This is a genomic window from Sorangium sp. So ce119 (assembly GCF_051524405.1).
GTDB classification, from domain to species: domain Bacteria; phylum Myxococcota_A; class Polyangia; order Polyangiales; family Polyangiaceae; genus Sorangium; species Sorangium cellulosum_G.
Map to the genome: position 1 here is coordinate 9752430 of NZ_CP150310.1, position 17897 is coordinate 9770326.

Annotated in this window: 10 protein-coding genes; 4 read left to right on the forward strand and 6 right to left on the reverse strand. The window is 74.6% G+C overall.

Translation table 11 applies throughout. The features are described 5' to 3' along the window. Positions 1-160 precede the first annotated feature (160 nt). Complete coding sequence (locus WME76_RS36855; RefSeq protein WP_437956868.1) at positions 161-3124, forward strand: HEAT repeat domain-containing protein; 2964 nt, start codon at positions 161-163, stop codon at positions 3122-3124. Positions 3125-3139: 15 nt separating this feature from the next. Here the strand turns inward: WME76_RS36855 and WME76_RS36860 are convergent, their stop codons facing one another. The 5 genes from WME76_RS36860 to parA form a co-directional block, all read right to left on the reverse strand. Beyond that, complete coding sequence (locus WME76_RS36860) at positions 3140-3730, reverse strand: hypothetical protein (protein ID WP_437956869.1); 591 nt, start codon at positions 3728-3730, stop codon at positions 3140-3142. Positions 3731-3896: 166 nt separating this feature from the next. Further along, positions 3897-4319: a response regulator gene (locus WME76_RS36865; RefSeq protein ID WP_061617258.1), complete on the reverse strand. Its 423-nt coding sequence runs from the start codon at positions 4317-4319 to the stop codon at positions 3897-3899. A 291-nt stretch (positions 4320-4610) separates the two neighbouring features. After that, positions 4611-7508: a PAS domain S-box protein gene (locus WME76_RS36870; protein ID WP_437956870.1), complete on the reverse strand. Its 2898-nt coding sequence runs from the start codon at positions 7506-7508 to the stop codon at positions 4611-4613. Between the two features lie 299 nt (positions 7509-7807). Next, positions 7808-8488, reverse strand: a complete 681-nt coding sequence (locus WME76_RS36875; RefSeq protein ID WP_437956871.1) for a hypothetical protein — start codon at positions 8486-8488, stop codon at positions 7808-7810. Next, positions 8439-9122: a ParA family partition ATPase gene (gene parA / locus WME76_RS36880; RefSeq protein WP_437956872.1), complete on the reverse strand. Its 684-nt coding sequence runs from the start codon at positions 9120-9122 to the stop codon at positions 8439-8441. Before parA ends, WME76_RS36875 begins: the two co-directional genes overlap by 50 nt. 296 nt (positions 9123-9418) lie before the next feature. Here parA and WME76_RS36885 point away from each other — a divergent pair, with 296 nt between their 5' ends. Continuing rightward, positions 9419-10654: a PAS domain-containing protein gene (locus WME76_RS36885; RefSeq protein ID WP_437956873.1), complete on the forward strand. Its 1236-nt coding sequence runs from the start codon at positions 9419-9421 to the stop codon at positions 10652-10654. A gap of 114 nt (positions 10655-10768) precedes the next feature. On the opposite strand, the gene WME76_RS36890 is transcribed toward WME76_RS36885, so the two are convergent. After that, positions 10769-11722 (reverse strand): hypothetical protein, encoded by a 954-nt coding sequence (locus WME76_RS36890; protein WP_437956874.1) that lies wholly within the window; start codon positions 11720-11722, stop codon positions 10769-10771. A 490-nt stretch (positions 11723-12212) separates the two neighbouring features. On the opposite strand from WME76_RS36890, the gene WME76_RS36895 reads away from it, so the two are divergent. Together WME76_RS36895 and WME76_RS36900 are read left to right on the forward strand one after the other, a co-directional pair. Beyond that, the gene (locus WME76_RS36895) at positions 12213-16337 is read left to right on the forward strand and encodes a hypothetical protein (protein WP_437956875.1); all 4125 of its coding nucleotides are present in this window, start codon (positions 12213-12215) and stop codon (positions 16335-16337) included. Then, positions 16334-17494: a UDP-N-acetylmuramate dehydrogenase gene (locus tag WME76_RS36900; RefSeq protein ID WP_437962196.1), complete on the forward strand. Its 1161-nt coding sequence runs from the start codon at positions 16334-16336 to the stop codon at positions 17492-17494. Before WME76_RS36895 ends, WME76_RS36900 begins: the two co-directional genes overlap by 4 nt. The last annotated feature ends 403 nt before the right edge of the window (positions 17495-17897 follow it).

Below are 17897 nucleotides of genomic sequence, written 5' to 3' on the forward strand. Positions count from 1 at the left end.
CGGCGCAGGCGCGGCGAGGGCTCCCGCGCCGCGGACCATGGTAGGCTCCAGGGCCGATGTCGGCGGCCCTGGATCTGTTCCCGAGAGCGGTCGTTGTTCTGCGCGCGCGCGTCGATGAGCGCCCGGCGCCCGGCGCGGCGCGCTCGCCCGCGGAGGCGCCGTGAGCGCGGCGCCGGGCGAGGTGCAGCGCATCGGGGCCGGCGAGCTCCGGGCGTTCATCCAGGACGCGGGCGAGCTCAAGAAGGGCACGCTGCTCTACGACGGCGGCCAGCTCCTGAACCTGGCCCGCCACGAGAACAAGCTGTTCTGCGAGGCCAGGGGCTCGGGGGCCGCGCCCTACAAGGTCACGCTCGTCTACAGCGGCTCGCCGGCGCCCGCCTTCAAGGGGCGCTGCACCTGCCCGGCGCGGACGTTCAACACCGCGTTCTGCAAGCACGCGGCGGCGCTGCTCGTCGCCTGGGCGCGCGCGCCCGAGTCGTTCGTCGTGAGCGACGCGGCGCCGCCCGGCGCGCCCGGCGCCGAGACGGCACGCAAGAGCGTGAAGAAGGGCAGCGCGAACGCGCAGGCCCTGATGAAGTCGGGCGTCGAGCAGGTCGGCACGCTGGTGCGCGAGCTCGCCGTGGCCGGCGTCGCGGCGATCGGGGCCGACCGCATCGAGCAGATGGAGAAGCTCGCCGAGGGGCTCCGGGAGAACCGCCTCCGGCGGCTCTCGGCGCGGACGCTCGACCTCGCCGCGCTGCTGCGTGGACCCGCCGCAGGCGCTGGCCCCGCCGCGAGCGGCCCGCAGGCCCCCGGCGCCCGCCGCGGCGCGCTCCCGGCGGTCGCGTACGCGAACCTGATGGCCGATCTCCTGCTCACCGCCCGCAAGCTCGAGAAGCACCTCGCGGGCGAGCCGCTCGACGACCGCCACGTCGAGGAGCTCGTCGGCAAGACGTGGAAGGCGTCCGACCGCAAGCCCGCGGAGGGGCTCACGCTCGTCGAGTACGCCTTCTCGACGCGGACGACGAGCGACGATTACGTCATCCGGGAGAGCCGCTTCCTCGACCTCGAGACAGGCCGGCACTTCAGCGAGAAGCAGATCCTCCCGGCCTTCATGGCGAAGCGGACCGAGCCGAAGCGGAGCTTCGCCGGGGAGGTGCTCGCCGGGGCGCGCGCGACGACCTACCCCGGCTACCCGCCGCTCCGCCTCGACTTCACCGACCTCGGCGACAAGCGCCCGCTCGAGGCCGGCGCCCTGGAAGCGGTGCTCGCGCGGGCGCTGCCCGACGTCGGCGCGGCGCTCGCGGCGCTCCAGGAGCACCGCAAGGACGTCTTCGCGCCCGACCTCGTGCCCGTGGCGGTGCGCATCGACACGCTCTTCGCGCGCGGCGCGCGGCTCTCGGCGGTCGACGACAAGGGCGAGGCCCTCCACCTGCCCGACGACGCCGCGCTCGAGGAGCGGCTCGCCGGCTCCCTCCGCGACGCGCGGCTGCGCGCGCTGCTCGGCGACGTCGGCATCGACGCGGCGCTGCCCACGCTGTGGCCGCTCGCCGCGGTCGTCGAGGGCCCGCTCGGCCTCGAGCTCCGGCCGGTCGTGGAGCAGGGCGCCGCGGCGCGGAGCGGCCCGCTGGAGGGCTCCGCCTGGAACGCCGCCGCCCGCGAGGCCGGCGCCTCGCCCGCGGCCATCGCGCTCGGCGAGGTGCGCGAGGAGCTGGCCGAGGCGCTCGCCACCGGGCTCACCGGCCTCGGCGCCCGCGTGACCGACCCGCTGGCCGAGCGGCTCCGCGACCTGCGCCTGGAGAAGCAGGCCGCGCTGCTCCAGGGGCTCCCGCAGCGGCCCGAGCCGGCGGACCGGCTCGACGACTTCATCAAGCTCTACCAGGTGCTCGAGATGGCGCTCGTGCGCCTCGCCGGCGCGACGCACATCGACAGCGCCTCGACCGAGCGCGTGCCGACGTACGAGAGCGTGACCGTCGCGCGGCCCGACGAGGCGCTCCCCCCGGACGAGGTGGCGCGGCGCCGCGCGGCGGGCGCGATGAGCCGCTACGTCGCCGCGGTCCACTACGCCCGCCACTACGAATCGCTGCCGGCGAGCGAGCTCGTCGAGAGCATCTTCCCCCTCTGGGCGGACGGCACCGCGACGCCGACCATCGCGAGGACGTTCGCGCCGCTCGGGGCCGAGGCGATCGCCGCCGCCGAGCGGGCGCTCACGGTCAAGGCGGGCCGCGTGGCGAAGCTGACCGCGGTGCGGGTGCTGCAGGCGGTCGCCCTGCACGGCGGCGCGGCCTCGGCCGACGCCGCGGCGATGCTCGGCCGGGTCGCGGAGCACGCCAAGGACGCGGGCCTGCGGGCGCTCGCCCGCGACGCGCTCGACGTGCTCGACGCGCTCGACGCACGCGCGGCCGGGCCGGGCGGCGGCGCGGTGCGCGCGCGCCGCGCCGCCCGGATGGAGCGGGTGCAGGAGCTCGCGAAGACGCTCGGCGCGGCGCCCACCAAGGAGGAGCGGGGCGAGGCGCTCAAGGCGCTCGCCGAGCTGGGCGACCTCTCCGCGCTGCCGGCGCTCCGCCGCGCCTTCTACGCCGACGCCGCCCGCGGCGTGCGCGAGGAGGCCGCCTACGCGCTCGCCCAGCTCGGCGACGTCGAGATGGTCGAGACGTTCGTGCGGATGCTGGCGAGCCGCGGCGAGGACGAGCGGGAGGCGAAGATCGCCGCGTACGCGCTCGGCTACCTCGGCGACGTCCGCGGGCTGAGCGAGCTCCTGGCGGCCTACGCCGAGGGGTACAAGCCGGGCATCGTGGCGGACGCGATCCGCGCGTTCGGCCCGGTGGCGCTCGCGCCGCTCGTGGAACTCATCGAGGCGCGGCCGGAGATCGCGAAGCGCGCGGCGGCGCTCGACGCGCTGAAGAAGATGGAGGACGCCGCGGTGGCGGGGTGCCTGCTCGAGCGGGTCGAGGCGCGGCGCGGCGAAGCGGATTTCCCCGAGCGGGCGCAGCTCTACCTGAAGCTCGCGGACGTGCACCCGCACAGCCGGCGCGAGGTCGCGAGCGCCGTCGCGGCGGCGCTCGCGGGCGCCGAGGGCAAGGACGCGCAGGCCGCGCTCCGGGCGGCGCAGCGGGCGCTCGGCGTGGTCAAGCGGAGCAAGTAGCGGCCGCGCGCCCGCTCACATCGCGATCTGCACGGGGATCTCCGCGGACAGCTTCTCGCCCGCCTCCTTGGGGGTCGCGACGAGGCGGAGCACGCCGCGGGCCGCCGGGATCTCGCCTGCCGCGTCCGCTTGCCCGCTGTCCTGGAAGTCGAGGAACACGGGCGCGATCGTCTCGGTCCACCCGGAGGCGCACGCGTTGACGGGCACGGTGTTCGAGCCCTCGAGCACGGGCCGGCGCGGCGCCGCCGGATCGGGCTCGGGCGCCGCCGGATCGGGCGCTTCCGGCTCGAACGCCAGGCGGTAGGCCCACACGCCCTCGCCGCGCGTGTGGTGCCGGATCGCCACCATCACGTGCTGGCCGCCCTGGGGGCCGTACTCGATCGGGAGCGAGGCGTCCTCGGCGAGCGGGGCCGCGCCGCCCTCCGGATCGCTGAAGAACAGGCCAGTTGCGCCGGCCGCGGGCGGCTCGCCGTCGGCGCACGCCGTCGAGGGGTCGGGCGGGCCGTTGTTGCCGCCGGGATCGGGCCAGATGCAGAAGGTGCCCATCGAGCACAGGCCGAGGAGCGCCGTGAGCGCGACGCTGGTCCGGAGCTTGGGGAGCCGCATGCTCCCACCTATCCGGCAGATCCGCGAGGGGCGCAATCAGCTCTTCGTGTCGGATCGGCCTCCGCCGCGCTTCGCCTCGCAACGAGCGCCGCGAGCGCCGCGATGGCCGCGGTGGTCACGATGGCCGCGGGCGCTGTGAAGGCTGCCAGAAAGCTGGTGAGTTTCGCTAAGGTAGCTCGACAAGTCTCCAGTACTTGTTGAGCGCCGCCATCAGCTCGACGAAGCTGAGGAACGTGACGGGCTTGAGGAGATAGCCGGCCACATTGAGGTTGAAGGCCCCCACCTTGTCGCGATCGTCGTTCGACGTGGTCAGCACGACAACCGACGTGGACACGAGCTCCGGATCGGCGCGCAGCTCGCGCAGGAACTCGATCCCGTTCATCTTCGGCATGTTGAGGTCGAGCAGGATCAGCCGGCGCTCGACCGGGATGACGCCGCTGCGCAGCATCTCGAGCGCCTCGACGCCGTTGCCGGCGACCCACAGAGGGTTCGAGATGTTGTTCCTCTTGAACGCCCGGCGGACGTTCATCACGTCGACCTCGTCGTCCTCGACGAGGAGGATGTTCAGGAGCTTCTCTTCGACGTTCATTGTCTCCCTGTTCTCCTTGGCGGGAAGGACGTGAACGTCAACCTCCGCGCGATGGCCGCCGCCGCACTTATCATGGCAAGAGGGCGACCGCCGCGGAGGTTTCGCGGCCGCCGCTGTGCCCGAGCGCACTCCGGCGCGCAGTTTGTCGCGCGAGTTGTCGCGCGAGCTCTCCCGGAGTGTCTCATTGTTCGAGCTTGGACCACCGGCTCGCCCGATTCAACTGCAATGAGGAGCGCCTCCCGCCGCTGAGCTTGCCACTTACCCGGTTCGCCGGCGCCGCTGCGGGGGAGCTCAGTGATCGTTCGGATCGCGCTTCTGCCAGGTGAAGCGGAAGGTGGCGCCCTGGCCCGGGGAGGAGTCGATCCAGATGTGGCCCCCGCGGCTCTCGACGATCTTCTTCACCACGGACAGCCCGATTCCCGTGCCCTCGACCTTGTCGCGCGCCTCCAGCGTCTGGAAGAGGCCCCAGACGCGATCGTGGAACTCCGGGGCGATGCCGGGGCCGTTGTCCTCGACGAAGAACTCGTGGTGCGGGCCTGCGTCCCGGTGCCCGACGCGGACGCGCACGTCGGCGCGCCGCGCGTGCTTGAGCGCGTTGCCGATGAGGTTCATGAACACCTGCTGCAGCGGGATCCGCTCGGTCCGCAGCGCCGGCAGGCCCGGCGCGACCTCGACGCTCGCCCCGGGCGCCGGCGCGATCAGCTCGATCACGTCCGCGAGCACCTGGCCGACGTCGACCGCCTCCACCTCGTGCCGCATCCGCCCGGCGCGGCTGTAATCGAGGATCCCGTCGATGAGCGCCTCCATGCGCCGGACGCGGCCGCGCAGCAGGCTCATGTGCTCGCGCGACTCGCCCTCGACCGTCCCGGCGAGGTCCTCCTCGATCCATTGCGTCAGGTTCGCGATGCCGCGCAGCGGCGCCTTCAGGTCGTGGCTCGCCACGTACGCGAACTGATCGAGCTCCTTGTTGCTCCGCTCGAGCGCGGCGATGAGGCGCTCGCGCTCCGCCTCGGCGCGCTTCTGCTCGGTGATGTCGCGGATCTCGATGACCGTGCCCACCGGGGCGCCGCCGTCGAGGATGGGGCTCGCGGTGAAGGCGACCTGGTAAAACGAGCCGTCCTTGTGGACGAAGACGTCCTCCCCCTGCTCCTGGCTCTTGCGCGGCAGCGCCCGGTCGATCGGGCACTCCTCGACGGGGTAATGGCTGCCGTCCGGCCGCCTGTGGTGGATGATCTCGTGCAGGGGGCGATCGAGCGCCCTGATCTCGTCGAAGGAGAAGCCGGTGATCTTCTCGGCCGCCGGGTTCATGAAGGTGCAGCGCTGGTGCGCGTCCATCATGAACAGGCCGAGCGTCGCGTTCTCGGCGATGGTGCGCACGATCTGGTGCTGCACGCGGAGCGCCTCCTCGGCGCGCCGGATGTCGCTCACGTCGACGTTGCAGCCGACCCACTCGTGGATGGATCCGTCGTCCGCGAGGAGCGGGACGCCGCGCGCGACGGTGTGGGCCCAGGAGCCGTCGCGCCGGCGCAGCCGGTACTCCACCTCGTAGCGGGACCTCGACGCGACCGCCCCGCGCCACGCGGCGTTCGCGTGCGCGCGGTCGTCGGGGTGGACGGCGTCGAGCCACCCGTAGCCGAGCCACTCCTCGTAGCGCTGCCCGGTGAAGTCGCGCCAGGACGCGGAGTCCTCCACGACGTGACCGTTCGGCCCGGTCCGCCAGACGACGACCGTGGTCGCCTCCACCATGGAGCGGAAGCGCTTCTCGGCGGCGAGCGCCTCCTCGCGCAGCCGCGCGTTCTCGATGGCCACGCTGGCGAGCTGCGCGAGCTGCATCAGGATCGACTCGTCGTCGCCGGTGAACTCCCCCTCGACCTTGTCCGAGAGCTGGATGAGCCCGATGTTGCTGCCGTCGCGGGCGACGAGCGGCGCGGCGAGCCAGCCGCGCATGGGCGGGTGGCGCGACGCCTCGCCGCCGAAGCCGCGCCACGCCGGGTGCGCCTCGAGCTCGGCCTGCGTCATGCGGAGCGGCCTGTTCTGCTGGCAGGCCAGCGTGTAGATCCCGCTGCCGTTCGTCTTCGCGTCGTAGCCGCGGTACGCGGCGTACTTGTCCGAGAGGCTGACCGCGTTGATGGCATGCGCCCAGTTCTGGTCGCGGGTCATGCTGATGACCGACTGGTGCGCTCCGATGAGCGACCGCGCCCGCTCGGTGATCTCGGCGAGCATGCGGTCGAGCGACGGCGCCGAGTTGACGGCGAGCGAGGCCTCGGCGAGCCCCCGGAGCTGCTCGCTGCGGCGCTGCTCCTCGCGCAGGGCGCGGATCTGCTCCGTCGCGTCGACGCCGACCACGACGCCGGCGACGATCTGCCCCGCGGCGTCGCGGATGGGCGCGGCGCTGTACTCGATGATGGCGCGCGAGCCGTCGGGGCGCTGCATCTCCACCGGCTCGGCCCGGACGAGCTCGCCGCTGGCCACGGCGCGGGCGAGCGGCCACTCGTGCGGCGCGTAGGGGCGGCCGTCCGCGTGGAAGCCCTGGTAGCCGGCGCTGTACGCCGCGATGTCGGTCGACGCCACGAACGGCCGGCCGAGCTGCGCGGCGCCCTGCGCGTTGCCCATCACGAGCTGCCCCGAGGGGGCCTCCGCGATGTACACCGCGTGGGGCATCTGCTGGATGATCTGCTCCAGCTTGTGGCGCTCGTGCTCGAGCTGCTCGGCGAGCTGCTCGATGCGGCGCCGCGCGAGCACCTGGTCGGTGACCTCGACCGCGAAGAGCACCACGCTCTCCGTCCCGCCGGCCGCGGCCGGGATCGGCTCGAGGGTCACGTTGAAATAGCCCTCGGCCAGCGCGCCGTCGCCGCGGTCGAGGAGGATCAGGAGCTCGCACGCGGCGGCCGCCCGGCCCGACCCGTGGGCCCGCTCGAGCAGCTCGGCCACCTGGGAGCCGGCGAGCTCCGGGGCGCACTGGAGCAGGCGCCTGCCGACCACGGTGCGGTCGCGGAACAGGCGCTGCGCGAGCCGGTTCGTGAAATCGATCACCCAGTCGGGCCCGCGGAACACCGCGATGGCGGTGGGCGCCTCCGTGAACAGGGCGTGGATGGAGTGGATGGACCGGCTGGCGTCCGACGCGGCCTGCGCCTCCATCGGATTCAGTCCGCGCGCGGCCGCCCCCTCGTCCCGGAAATGCTGGGTCATCGCTCGTCCTGGTGGTCAATCGCCGCCGCGGCGAACGGCTCCGTGACGCGGCGGCTCATCACGCACTCGGCGGGCTCGGAGCCTGTTGCGCGGCGTCTCGACTCCGAGACTGCCCGGTCACCCTGGCGATGTCAACGGGCCCCCGGAAAGGGGGATTGGGCCCGGAGAGGTTTATACGGAGCAGGAAGGCAGGAAGATCCTTATCTTCCCTGCTCTCGCCTCCTGCTCGGATGCGGCCGCCCCCGCAGAGGCGGTGCTGCATGCGTTGTTCGAGCGGCGGCGCCGCGCGCGCTCGCGGGTCAGCTCACCCGGGGCCGCTCGCGCCACAGCGTCATCAGCACCCGCCCGACCTGGACCATGCGGCCGACCCGCCCCTTCGGGCTCGTGTCGGCGGCGCGGAACGGCTCGGCGCGGAACGGCTCGGCGCGGTAGCTCGGGCCGGCGGGCGGCGCCTCGCGGGCGGCGGCGCCGCCTTCGACAGGCGTCGCGGACGCGGGCGCGGGCCCGAGCCGCCGGTCGAGGTGCACCTCGACCGCCTCGCCGATCAGGTTGCTCATGTCGCGGTCGTGCTCGATGCAGTGGAGCAGCAGCCGGTCCGCGAGCGGATCGGGGAGGTAGACCGTGACCGCGCGCCGCGCGCGGCCGTCGTTCCCGACGAGCACCGGCGGGACGGCCGGCGGCTCCGGCGAGGTGGTGGCGAGCGGCTGGGGCCCGGCGATGGCGCTCGCCGCCGCGGGCTGCGCCGCCGCGGGCGGCTCGGCGCTCGGCTGCGGCGCTGGCTCCTGCCTCGCTTCAGCCGGCTTCTCGGCGTCGAGCGCGCGCCTCTCGGCGGCGGCCTTCGGCTTCTCGGCGTCGGGCGCGCGCCTCGTTCGGTCGTCGTCGTGCGCCGGCTTGCCGTCGGCGCCGCCCGCGACGAACGCGTCGACCTTCTCAGGCGACGGCGGCTTTCTTAGCGAGACCGCGACTTGTTTTTTCGCCATGGTGAAGCGTCTCCAGTTCTTCGAGAAGGTGGGTGATCTCTCTGGCCGCGGTGTCCCGCGGCGCATAGCCCGTCACCCCTTGCCCGCAGGCGAGGGACTCCTGATAGGCAATGCGATAGCCGAGCTCCGTGGCGAGCACCGGCAGGCCCGAGGTCTCGAGCACGGCGCGCGCCGATTTGCCGAGCGCCGTGCGGCCCTGCTTGCGCGTGATGAGGATGCAGCCTTTGAGCCCGCTGCGCAGCGCGGCGGCCTCCCGGAACACCTCGATCGCGGCGGTGAGCGCCCAGGCGTCCGCGGCCGTGGGGCCGCAAGGATAGACGGCGACGTCGGCGATCATCAGCGCCGACCGGGCGATCTCACCGTGGCGCGGCGGGCAGTCGATGACCGTGAGGTCGTACGCGGCCGCGACCTCCGGGAGCTGCCCCGGCTTGTGCATCGAGGCGCCCATCGCCATGACGGTCGGGATCTCGTGCCCTGCCTCGGCGGCCACGTCGCCCCACGTGCGGACGGTGCCCTGGGGATCGGCGTCGACGAGCAGCACCCGCCGGCCCTTCGCCAGCGCGGCCATGGCGAGGCTCACGGCCGTGGTGCTCTTGCCGATCCCACCCTTCTGTCCGGTGAGCGCGATGATCATGACACCCCCCTAGCAGAACCCACGTCGGGTGGTCCACTTTCTTGCGGGCGCCACCGCGGCTTCGTTGCGGCTCTGCCCCGCTCTTCGCTGTGGACGCCGCGGGCCCGCGGAAGGGAGCTCCCTACACGACGCCTGATACGACCGGCGATTCTTCGGTGGTATCCGCATCTTGGGTGTCATCTCGGGCCGATTGAAGTTCACCTCACACGCTCGGGTCAGCCCTCTTGCCCCTTGCTGGCCTCTCGTCGGTCGTCCTCGACACCGACCGCCGGCCCACGTTACCTTGAGGACGAAAGATGACGAGCACAGCGACTCCCCTCGGGTCCCCGGGGCTCCCCACGAGCTACATGAGCGCTGTGCGCAGCGCGCCCTTCGCGGTGATCGAGTGCGCGGGGAATCTCGACGATCTCGTCGTCGTCGAGTGGAATGGCGAGGCGGAGCGCATCTTTGGATATACCGCTGACGAAGCGGTGGGCCGCCGCCTGACGGACACGATCTTGAGCGGCGCGGACGCCGAGGCGTGGCGGCGCTCGCTCGGGCAGGCGAGCGCCCCGCTCCGGTGCACCCATGCCCGCAAGGACGCGCGCGCCGTCGTGTGCGAGTGGCGACATGCGCCCGTGGTGGGCGACGGCGGCGAGCCGATTCGGCTGCTCTGCTTCGGGCAGGATATCACGGAGCAGGTCAAGGCCGTCGAGGAGCTGAGGGAGCGCGACGTCATCCTCCGGGCCATCCTCGGCGCGGTGGACACGTCCGTGACCCGGATGGATCGGGATGGATTCTGCACCTTCCACGAGGGCAAGATGCTCCCGTCCCTCGGCCTGAGGCCGGGCCAGTTCGTCGGAATGAACGTGTTCGACCCCCCTCCCGCGCCGATGGACATGGAGCCGATGCGGAGAGCGGTCCGGGGCGAGCTCGTCCGCACCAGCGTCGAGGCGTTCGGGATGGCCTGGGAGACGTGGGTCATCCCGCTCCGCGGCGCGCACGGGGAGCCCGAGGGCGCTGTCAGCTTCACGCTCGACGGCACGGAGGCGAAGCGCAGGGAAGACGAGCTGAAGTCGCGGCTCGAGATCATCGAGCGCCAGCAGAAGGTGATCCGCGACCTGTCGACGCCCATCATCGAGGTCTGGGACGGCGTGCTGACCCTCCCCATGGTGGGCGTCGTCGACAGCAAGAGGGCCGCCGACGTGATGGACGACCTGCTGGCCGCCGTCGCGGACAAACGGGCCCGGTTCGCGATCCTGGACCTCACCGGCGTCGAGGTCGTCGACACGAAGACAGCGAGTTACCTCATCGACCTCGTCCGCGCCATCCGGCTCCTGGGCGCCGAGGGGGTGATCACGGGCATCCGGTCCAACGTGGCGCAGACGATGGTCTCCCTCGGGCTCGACATGTCGGGCATCGCGACCGTGGGGAACCTCCGCGCTGGCCTGAAGCTGTGCATGCAGCGCGCGGCGGCGAGCGGCGCGGCGTCGCGCGCCCCCGCCGAGGGCGCGGCGCCGAGGCTCCCCGGGGGCGGCCCGCGCCGAGGCTGAGGGCACGCTGGAGGCGCGCCCGCGTGGACACGCCAGCTCCGCCGGGTGGGTTCAAGGCGGGCGGCGGGCAAGGCCCGTCTGATTCACGGCCTTTCAGGCCGCAGCCATCCACCGTCAGGAGAGCACTTCGGCGGCGGTCTTCGCCCCGAGGACGTTATCGATCCAGCGGTCGAGGGTCGCGATATCCGTGCACGCCTGGAGTCGCGCTCTCTCGTCCTCGGTGAGCACGAGCCCTGCCCGCGCAAGCAGCCGCAGCAGCGTGTCCCTTTTGCCCTCGAGCTTGCCCTCGAGCTTGCCCTCGAGCTTGCCCTCACGCAGGCCCTTGAGCTCGCCCTCACGCATACCCTCCCGCATGCCCTCGAGCTTGCCGCGATCGATGAGCCTCTGCACGAACGGGGGAAAAGTCGCCTCGCCTTCGATCTGCCGTTCCATGACCAACGCCTCCAGAGCTTGCCGCATGGGCTCACGCAACCCGTTCCAGATGAGCTGAAAGTAGACCATGGCGTGCTCCTGGTCGAGCCGGCCGAGGGCAACGAGCGCCGCCTTGACCACGGTGAGCCCGTTCGGCCCGTTGCCGTGCGCCACCGCCGAGAGCACCGCGAGCTCGGCCTCCTTCTCCGCGTCGGCCGGGTCGGTGATCTCGGGGACGACGGCCGGACCGAGCACCAGCGGCGCGACGTTGCCGAGGCCCAGGCCGAGGTCGATGTTCTCCGCCGCCCAGGCCGCCACGCCCGCGTCCGGCGCGACCACGAGGACGACCGTGCCGCAGCGCTTCCTGGCGCGCACGACCGCGACGTACGTCGGCCACGAGAACTTCTTGTCCGGGTCCACGTCGCGCTGGACCTCGACGACGATCGCCAGCACGAGCGTGCCAGTCGCGCCGCGGAGCTCGAGCACCAGGTCCGCGCGGAACTCCACCGGGATGAGCTGGTCGAGCGACGACTCGACCACCGCGACGGAGGCGTGCGGCGGCACCTCGACGTGGAGGAGCGTCGCGAGGAAGTGGGGCGCGAGCTCCGGGTGCTCACGGAACATCTCGACGAGGGCGTTGTGCTCGAGCGTCGGCATGACGCTCGGCCTTGAGCACACCCCGTGCCGACGCGAAACGACGGGAGAACGCGAGGCGAGGTCCAGCTCAGGGGGTGGCGGCGCCATGGCGGAGGGGCGGCCACCCCGCCCACTCGATGGCACCCGACGCGACGATCTGGCCTTGCGCCGCGGGCGCGATGCGGTCGTCGGCACAAGCGCCGTGTCGGGCAGCATCGGAGAGCAAGAGAAGAGGACCGCGAGGGCGCGATTGTCGAGAGAGAGTGTGTGAGAGCGGAGAGGGTGGTCCTGTCTGCCTTCCGCGAGGCCCGCCTGACGCGATGCCTCCGTCGTCGCGATTCGTCCACGTCGCCGCATCCTCTCCGGTCCTTGCGTCCCCCGACCGCAGGACCGGCCCCGCGGTCAGGCAGCCCGCCCTCCCCCGCCGAAGTTCGCGTTTGCGTCGGCAATCCCAGGCCCGTAAGGAACGGCGGACAGGCGACGCCGCGCGCGGCGCCGGGAGACGCCGATCGTGACCACCGAGCCCCGCAGCACCACGAACGCCGGCCAGCGCGCGGCTGGCCCTCGCAGCCCCCGCCGCGGCGCGCGCGCCCTCGTCGGCGGCCGCCGCGCCGCCCTGGCGCTCGCCGCGGCGCTCGCCGGCGCGGCGCCCGCGGGGTGCGCCCCCCGGGGCGCGGCGTCGCCGCTCGCCGTCGAGGCGCCGCTCCCCGCCGCGTTCGCCGCCGCCCTGGAGGCCGAGATCGCGAGCTCCGCCGCGGCGGCGCCGTACCTCGACGCCCTCGAGCGCGCCGTCGACGCGCCGAGCGACGCGGGCGCGCTCGCGACCGTGATCGCGTCCACCGACGCGCTCGTCTTCGGCGCCGGCACCGCGGGCGGCCCCGACCCGGGCGCCTCGGCGATCGCGTTCCGCTCGCGCGAGGCGCTCCCCGAGGTCGCCCGCCGCCTCCAGCGCGCCTGGGCGTTCGCGGACGTCAGCGGCCGCGGCGCCCCGGAGATGCCGTTCGTGCGCGGCACGCTCGCGAGCGCGCTCCACCGCATCGCCCTCTTCGTCGGCGACGAGGCCGCGGCGGCGACGTGGAGCGCGCGCCGCGGCTGCGCGGGCGAGGCCGCCCTCGTCGGCCCGCTCGACGCGGCGCCGCTCCAGAGCCTCGCCCGACCGTCGCCCGTGAGCTCCGCGCCGGGCGCCCCGCTCGCGCGGTCCTACCCGGGGATCGCGCCGTTCGCGCCGAGCGTCTCGCCGATCGTCGTCCGCGCCGACGCGTGCGCGATCGACGTCGACGCGGTGAGCGCCCTCCAGGGGACGCGCGCCGTCGTGGTCGACCTCCACAACCCGGTCGCCCAGCGGGTGAGCCTCGCGCTCGCCTCGGGGTCCGCCGCCGCGCTCGAGGTGGGCGGCGTGCCCGCCCTCGAGCGCGACTACGCGGCGGGCGGCGGGCCGGTCACGCGCTTCGCGACCGTCGAGGCCCAGCCGGGCACGCTGCGCGTCGTCGTGCGCGTGGCGCAGAAGGGGGACGGCAGCTCCATCGAGCTCAGCGCGTGGGGCGAGAACGGCCTGCCGCTCCGCGCCCGCGCGCCGCGCCCCGGCGCCGCCGCGACCGCGACCGCGGCGCGGCCGTCCGCGGTCCGCCTCGCGCCGCCTCCGGGCGGCGGCCCGGCGTCCGTCGAGGTCGCCGCCGCGGCGCTGCTCGCGCTCGGCGACGCGCGCGCGGCGGAGCACCTCCTCGACCCGGCCGGCGACGGCCCCTCCGGCGACGGCCCCTCCGGCGACGGCGCTGCGCGCGGGCACGCCGCGACGCCCCCGGCGCGCGGGCAGGCCGCGCCCGCGTCGCCCGCCGCGGCCCCCGCCGCGGCCCCCGCGCCGCGCCAGCCGCGGCACGACCTTCTCTACGCGAGGGCCATCCGCCGCGTGGGCGACCTGCCCGAGACCGAGGTCGTCGAGCGCATCCGCGCCGCCCTCGAGCGCGTGCTCGCCGCGTGGCCCGCGTCGTGGGAGGCGCGCCTCTACGAGGCAGAGCTCGCGGAGCGCCGCGGCGGCCAGGGCGAGGGCACCATGGACGCGCTCCGCGAGCTCGGGGTGAAGGTCGCGCCGCCGGGGCCGGGCGGCGCCGTGAAGGCGCCCGGGGTCCCGCACGCCGACCGCATGGTCCTCGCCGAGCTCGCGGTGACCGCCCGCCGCGCCGCCGTCACCGACGTCGCCGAGGCCGCGTACGCGAAGCTCGCCGCGGCGGCGCCGGGCTCGGCGCTGCTCGCCGCCGTCGACGACCGCATCCACGGCCGCGTCGGCGTCGACGCGGTGAAGGCCGCCTGCGAGGGCGGGCTCGACCGCTCGAGCACGGCGTGCCTCGGCGCGCTCCTCGACGCGAGCGACCGCGCCGCGGTCCTCGCCGAGATCACCCGGCTGCGCCGGCTCCGCCGCGCGCCGGACGCCCTGCGCGAGGTGGAGCTGCGCGAGCGCGTCGCCCGCGGCGACCTGCGCGGCGCGCTCGCGGTGTACGACGCGATGCCGCCGGGCGACCGGGTGATGCTGGAGGCGCTCGGCCTCGCCGCCGGCCGCGGCGACGTGCGCGCGGTGCGCGGCCGCCTCGCCCGCGACCGCACCACGGCGCGCGACACCCCCGCCGGGATCGGCCCGATCACCCGCGCGCTCGGCCTCATCCCGGACCCGGCGCCGGCGCTCGAGGCCGAGGGGCGCAAGCTCGTCCTGGAGGACCAGGCCAAGGCGTTCCTCCCCGGCGCCGCGACCGCGGTGCTCCGCCACGTCGAGCGGTTCACGATCTCGCCCGACGGGCTCGTCCACTACGTGACGTACGATCTCCGCCGCGTCTCGGGCACCACGGACGTGGCCCAGGGCGCGGTCGCGTACGGCCCGCTCATCGAGGGCCGCGGCGCGGCGCGCCTCCTGCGCCGCCGCATCCACAAGCGCGACGGCCGCATCCTCGCGCCGGACGCGGCCGCGAACGCCGCGCAGGAGCACAGCGACCTCTCGCAGCTCGAGCAGGGCGACTACGTCGAGCAGGTCACCGAGGGCCACGCGCTCCCGGGCGACAGCGGCCAGCTCGTCATCGACACATGGGACCTGCTCCCCGAGCGCACGAGCGTGCGCGAGGCCGAGATCGAGGTGCGCCGCCCGTCGTCGCTCCGGCTCGCGGTCTGGTCGCACCCGCTGCTCGGCGCCGCGGAGCAGCGGGCCGAGGGCGCCTCCACGGTCAGCGTCTGGCGCCTCAAGGACCAGCCGCCGCGGCGCATGGAGGACGGCGTGCCCCGGGTGGAGATGGGCGTCGGCGTCAGCCTGGGGACGCAGACATGGGGCCACGTGGCCGCGGCGATCGACGAGAACCTCCGCGCGCTCCTCGACCGCGACCCGTACATGACCCGCTGGGCGCGCGAGGCCGCGGGCCCCGAGCGGGCGCCGTCGCCCGCGCTGATCGAGCGCGTCGTCGCGGCCGCGGGCAAGGCGGTGAAGGTCGCGGGCGGCGCCGAGCTCTCGGACATGGCGGCGCTGCTCGGCGGCGGCCCGCAGCGGACGACGGCGCGCGCGATGATCGAGCTCGGCCAGGGCAGCCGGTCGTGGGTCATCTACCGCGCGCTGCGCGAGCTCGGCGTGCGCGCCGACCTCGCGATCGCCGAGACCGAGCCGTTCAGCTCGTCGGCGGACTTCCCGCCGCACGCGGGCCGCTTCCAGCACCCGCTCGTCATCGCGCGCCTGCCGGGCGGCGACGTGTGGATCGACGCCGACGTCGAGGGCCCGCCGCTGCCGCCCGGGCGCATCAGCCCCGAGCGGCGCGGCCGCGCCGCCATGCTGCCCGGCGGCGAGCTCGTCACCGTGGCGGGGACGAGCGGCGAGACCGGCGACGAGGTCGACCTGCGGCTCACGGTCGACGAGCAGGGTAACGCTGCGGGAACATTCACGATTCTGCTGCACGGGCGGGCGGCGCAGGCGCTGTCGGAGGCGTTCGAGACCGTGGTCGGCACGGCGCGGCGCGAGATGCTCCGCGGCGTGGTGCTCGGCTGGCTGCCGTGGGCCGACGTCGAGGACGTCACGGTCTCCTCGACGGAGGGCTCGTGGGAGGTCGCGCTCCGCGCCGCGGTGACGATCCACGGCTTCGCGCGGCCGGAGGGCAAGGACGCCGCGGCGTGGACGCTGCCGGGGCTGGAGCCGGTGCACCTCGTGTTCCCGCGCGCGTTCACGGGCACGCTCGGCGCCACGTACGCCTCGCGCGGCGCCCGCAAGAGCGCGCTCGCGATCGAGACAGCGCTCCAGTACCACGTGCGCCGCCGGATCGAGCTGCCCGCGGGCCACGCGGTGGCGCGGGCGCCCGAGGGCGTGCGCGTCGAGGACGCGGGCCTCACGGCGTCGCGCAAGGGCAGCTACGGCGCGGTGATCGAGGAGGACTTCGCGCTGAGCCTGCCGACCGGGACCGTGGCGACCGACGCGTACCGGGCGTTCGTCGAGCGGGTGCAGGCGGTGGACAGCGGCTTCATGGCGGGCATCCGGGTGGCGCGGCCCGCGGGGGCCGCCGGGACCGCGAAGGCGGCGGGGGCGGCGGGGACTGCGCGGCCGCCCGGCGACGCGCAGAAGCCCGGGGCGGGTCGCGGCGGCGCGGCGAGCCCGCAGAAGCCGGAGAAGAAGCCCTGAGCCTCGAGGTCCGCGAGTCGGTCCCGCTGGCCCCGCTGACGACGCTCGGCGTGGGCGGGCCGGCGCGCTTCTACGCCGAGGCCGCGGGCGAGGCCGCGGTGGTCGAGGCGTTCCGCTTCGCCGAGGCGCGCGGCGTGCCGCTGTTCGTGCTGGGCGGCGGCTCGAACCTCGTGGTCTCGGACCGCGGCGTCGACGCGCTGGTGCTGCGCGTGCGGGTCCGCGGCGTCGAGGTCGTCGGCGGCGAGGCCGTCGGCGGCGAGGGGCTCGATCCGGCCGGGCGCGTCCTCGTGCGCGCCGGGGCGGGCGAGGGCTGGGACGACCTCGTGGCACGCGCGGTCGCCGAAGGGTGGGCGGGGGTCGAGTGCCTGTCGGGGATCCCGGGCGACGTCGGCGCGACGCCGATCCAGAACGTGGGCGCCTACGGCCAGGAGGTCGCGGAGACGATCGCCGAGGTGCGGGCGGTCGACCGCGCGACGGGGGCCGTGGCCGTCATCGCCGGCGCCGACTGCGGCTTCGGGTACCGCGACAGCCTGTTCAAGCGGGCCTGGCGCGGGCGGTACGTCATCACGGCGGTCACCTTCGCGCTTCGCCCCGGCGGCGCGGCGACGGTGCGTTACCCCGAGCTCCAGCGGGCGCTCTCGGCGGCGCCGGGCGGGGCGGCGCCGCCGCTCGGCGAGGTGCGCGGCGCGGTGATCGGGCTCCGCCGCGGCAAGTCGATGGTGCTCGACCCGGGGGACGAGAACGGGCGGAGCGCGGGGTCGTTCTTCATGAACCCGACGCTCGCGGCCGGCGCCGCCGCGGGCGCGATCGCGCGCATCGAGGCGGCGGGCGTTCTCGCGCCGGGCGAGGCGATCCCGCAGTACCCGGCGGGCGGCGGCCGGGTGAAGCTGTCCGCGGCCTGGCTGATCGAGCGCGCCGGCTTCGCCAGGGGGACGCGCCACGGCGCCGCGGGCATCTCGACGCGGCACACGCTCGCGCTGGTGAACCGCGGCGGCGCCACCGCGGCGGAGCTGCTCGACCTCGCGCGGCGCGTGCGGCGGGGCGTGCTCGATCGGTTCGGCGTGGCGCTCTCGGTCGAGCCCGATCTGGTCGGGTTCGCGCCCGGCGAGACAGACGATCTGGTCAGCGACGCCCACGCGGCTGACCAGGCCGGCTGATCCGCAGAGCGCGGCGAGGAGCGCCTGCGCATCGCCAGCCTCATCGGCTCGTCGTGTGGTTGCCGTGGCCGCTGCGCAGCAGGCGTGGTGCAGCGATCCCCTGACCATCGACCACCGACTTGTTCCCGGGTACTTCCACTCCTTGTGGTTGCCGTTCGCGTCGTAGAACAGCTCCCGCAGCCGAGGTTGCATCTCTGCATGCGCGGCCTCGTCCACCTGATTGGCCGTCTGCGGCCGCGGCCCCGTGTAGCGGCACGTCCTCTCCCGGGTCAGGTGATCCGACCGCCCTCCGACCACGCCATCCGGCATTTGCCTGGGCATTATCAGGCGACCTCCGACCCTATTTTCTTCACGCTCTCGAGGACGTTGTGTTCGATGACTGGCTAGCGAGCACATCCGCTGT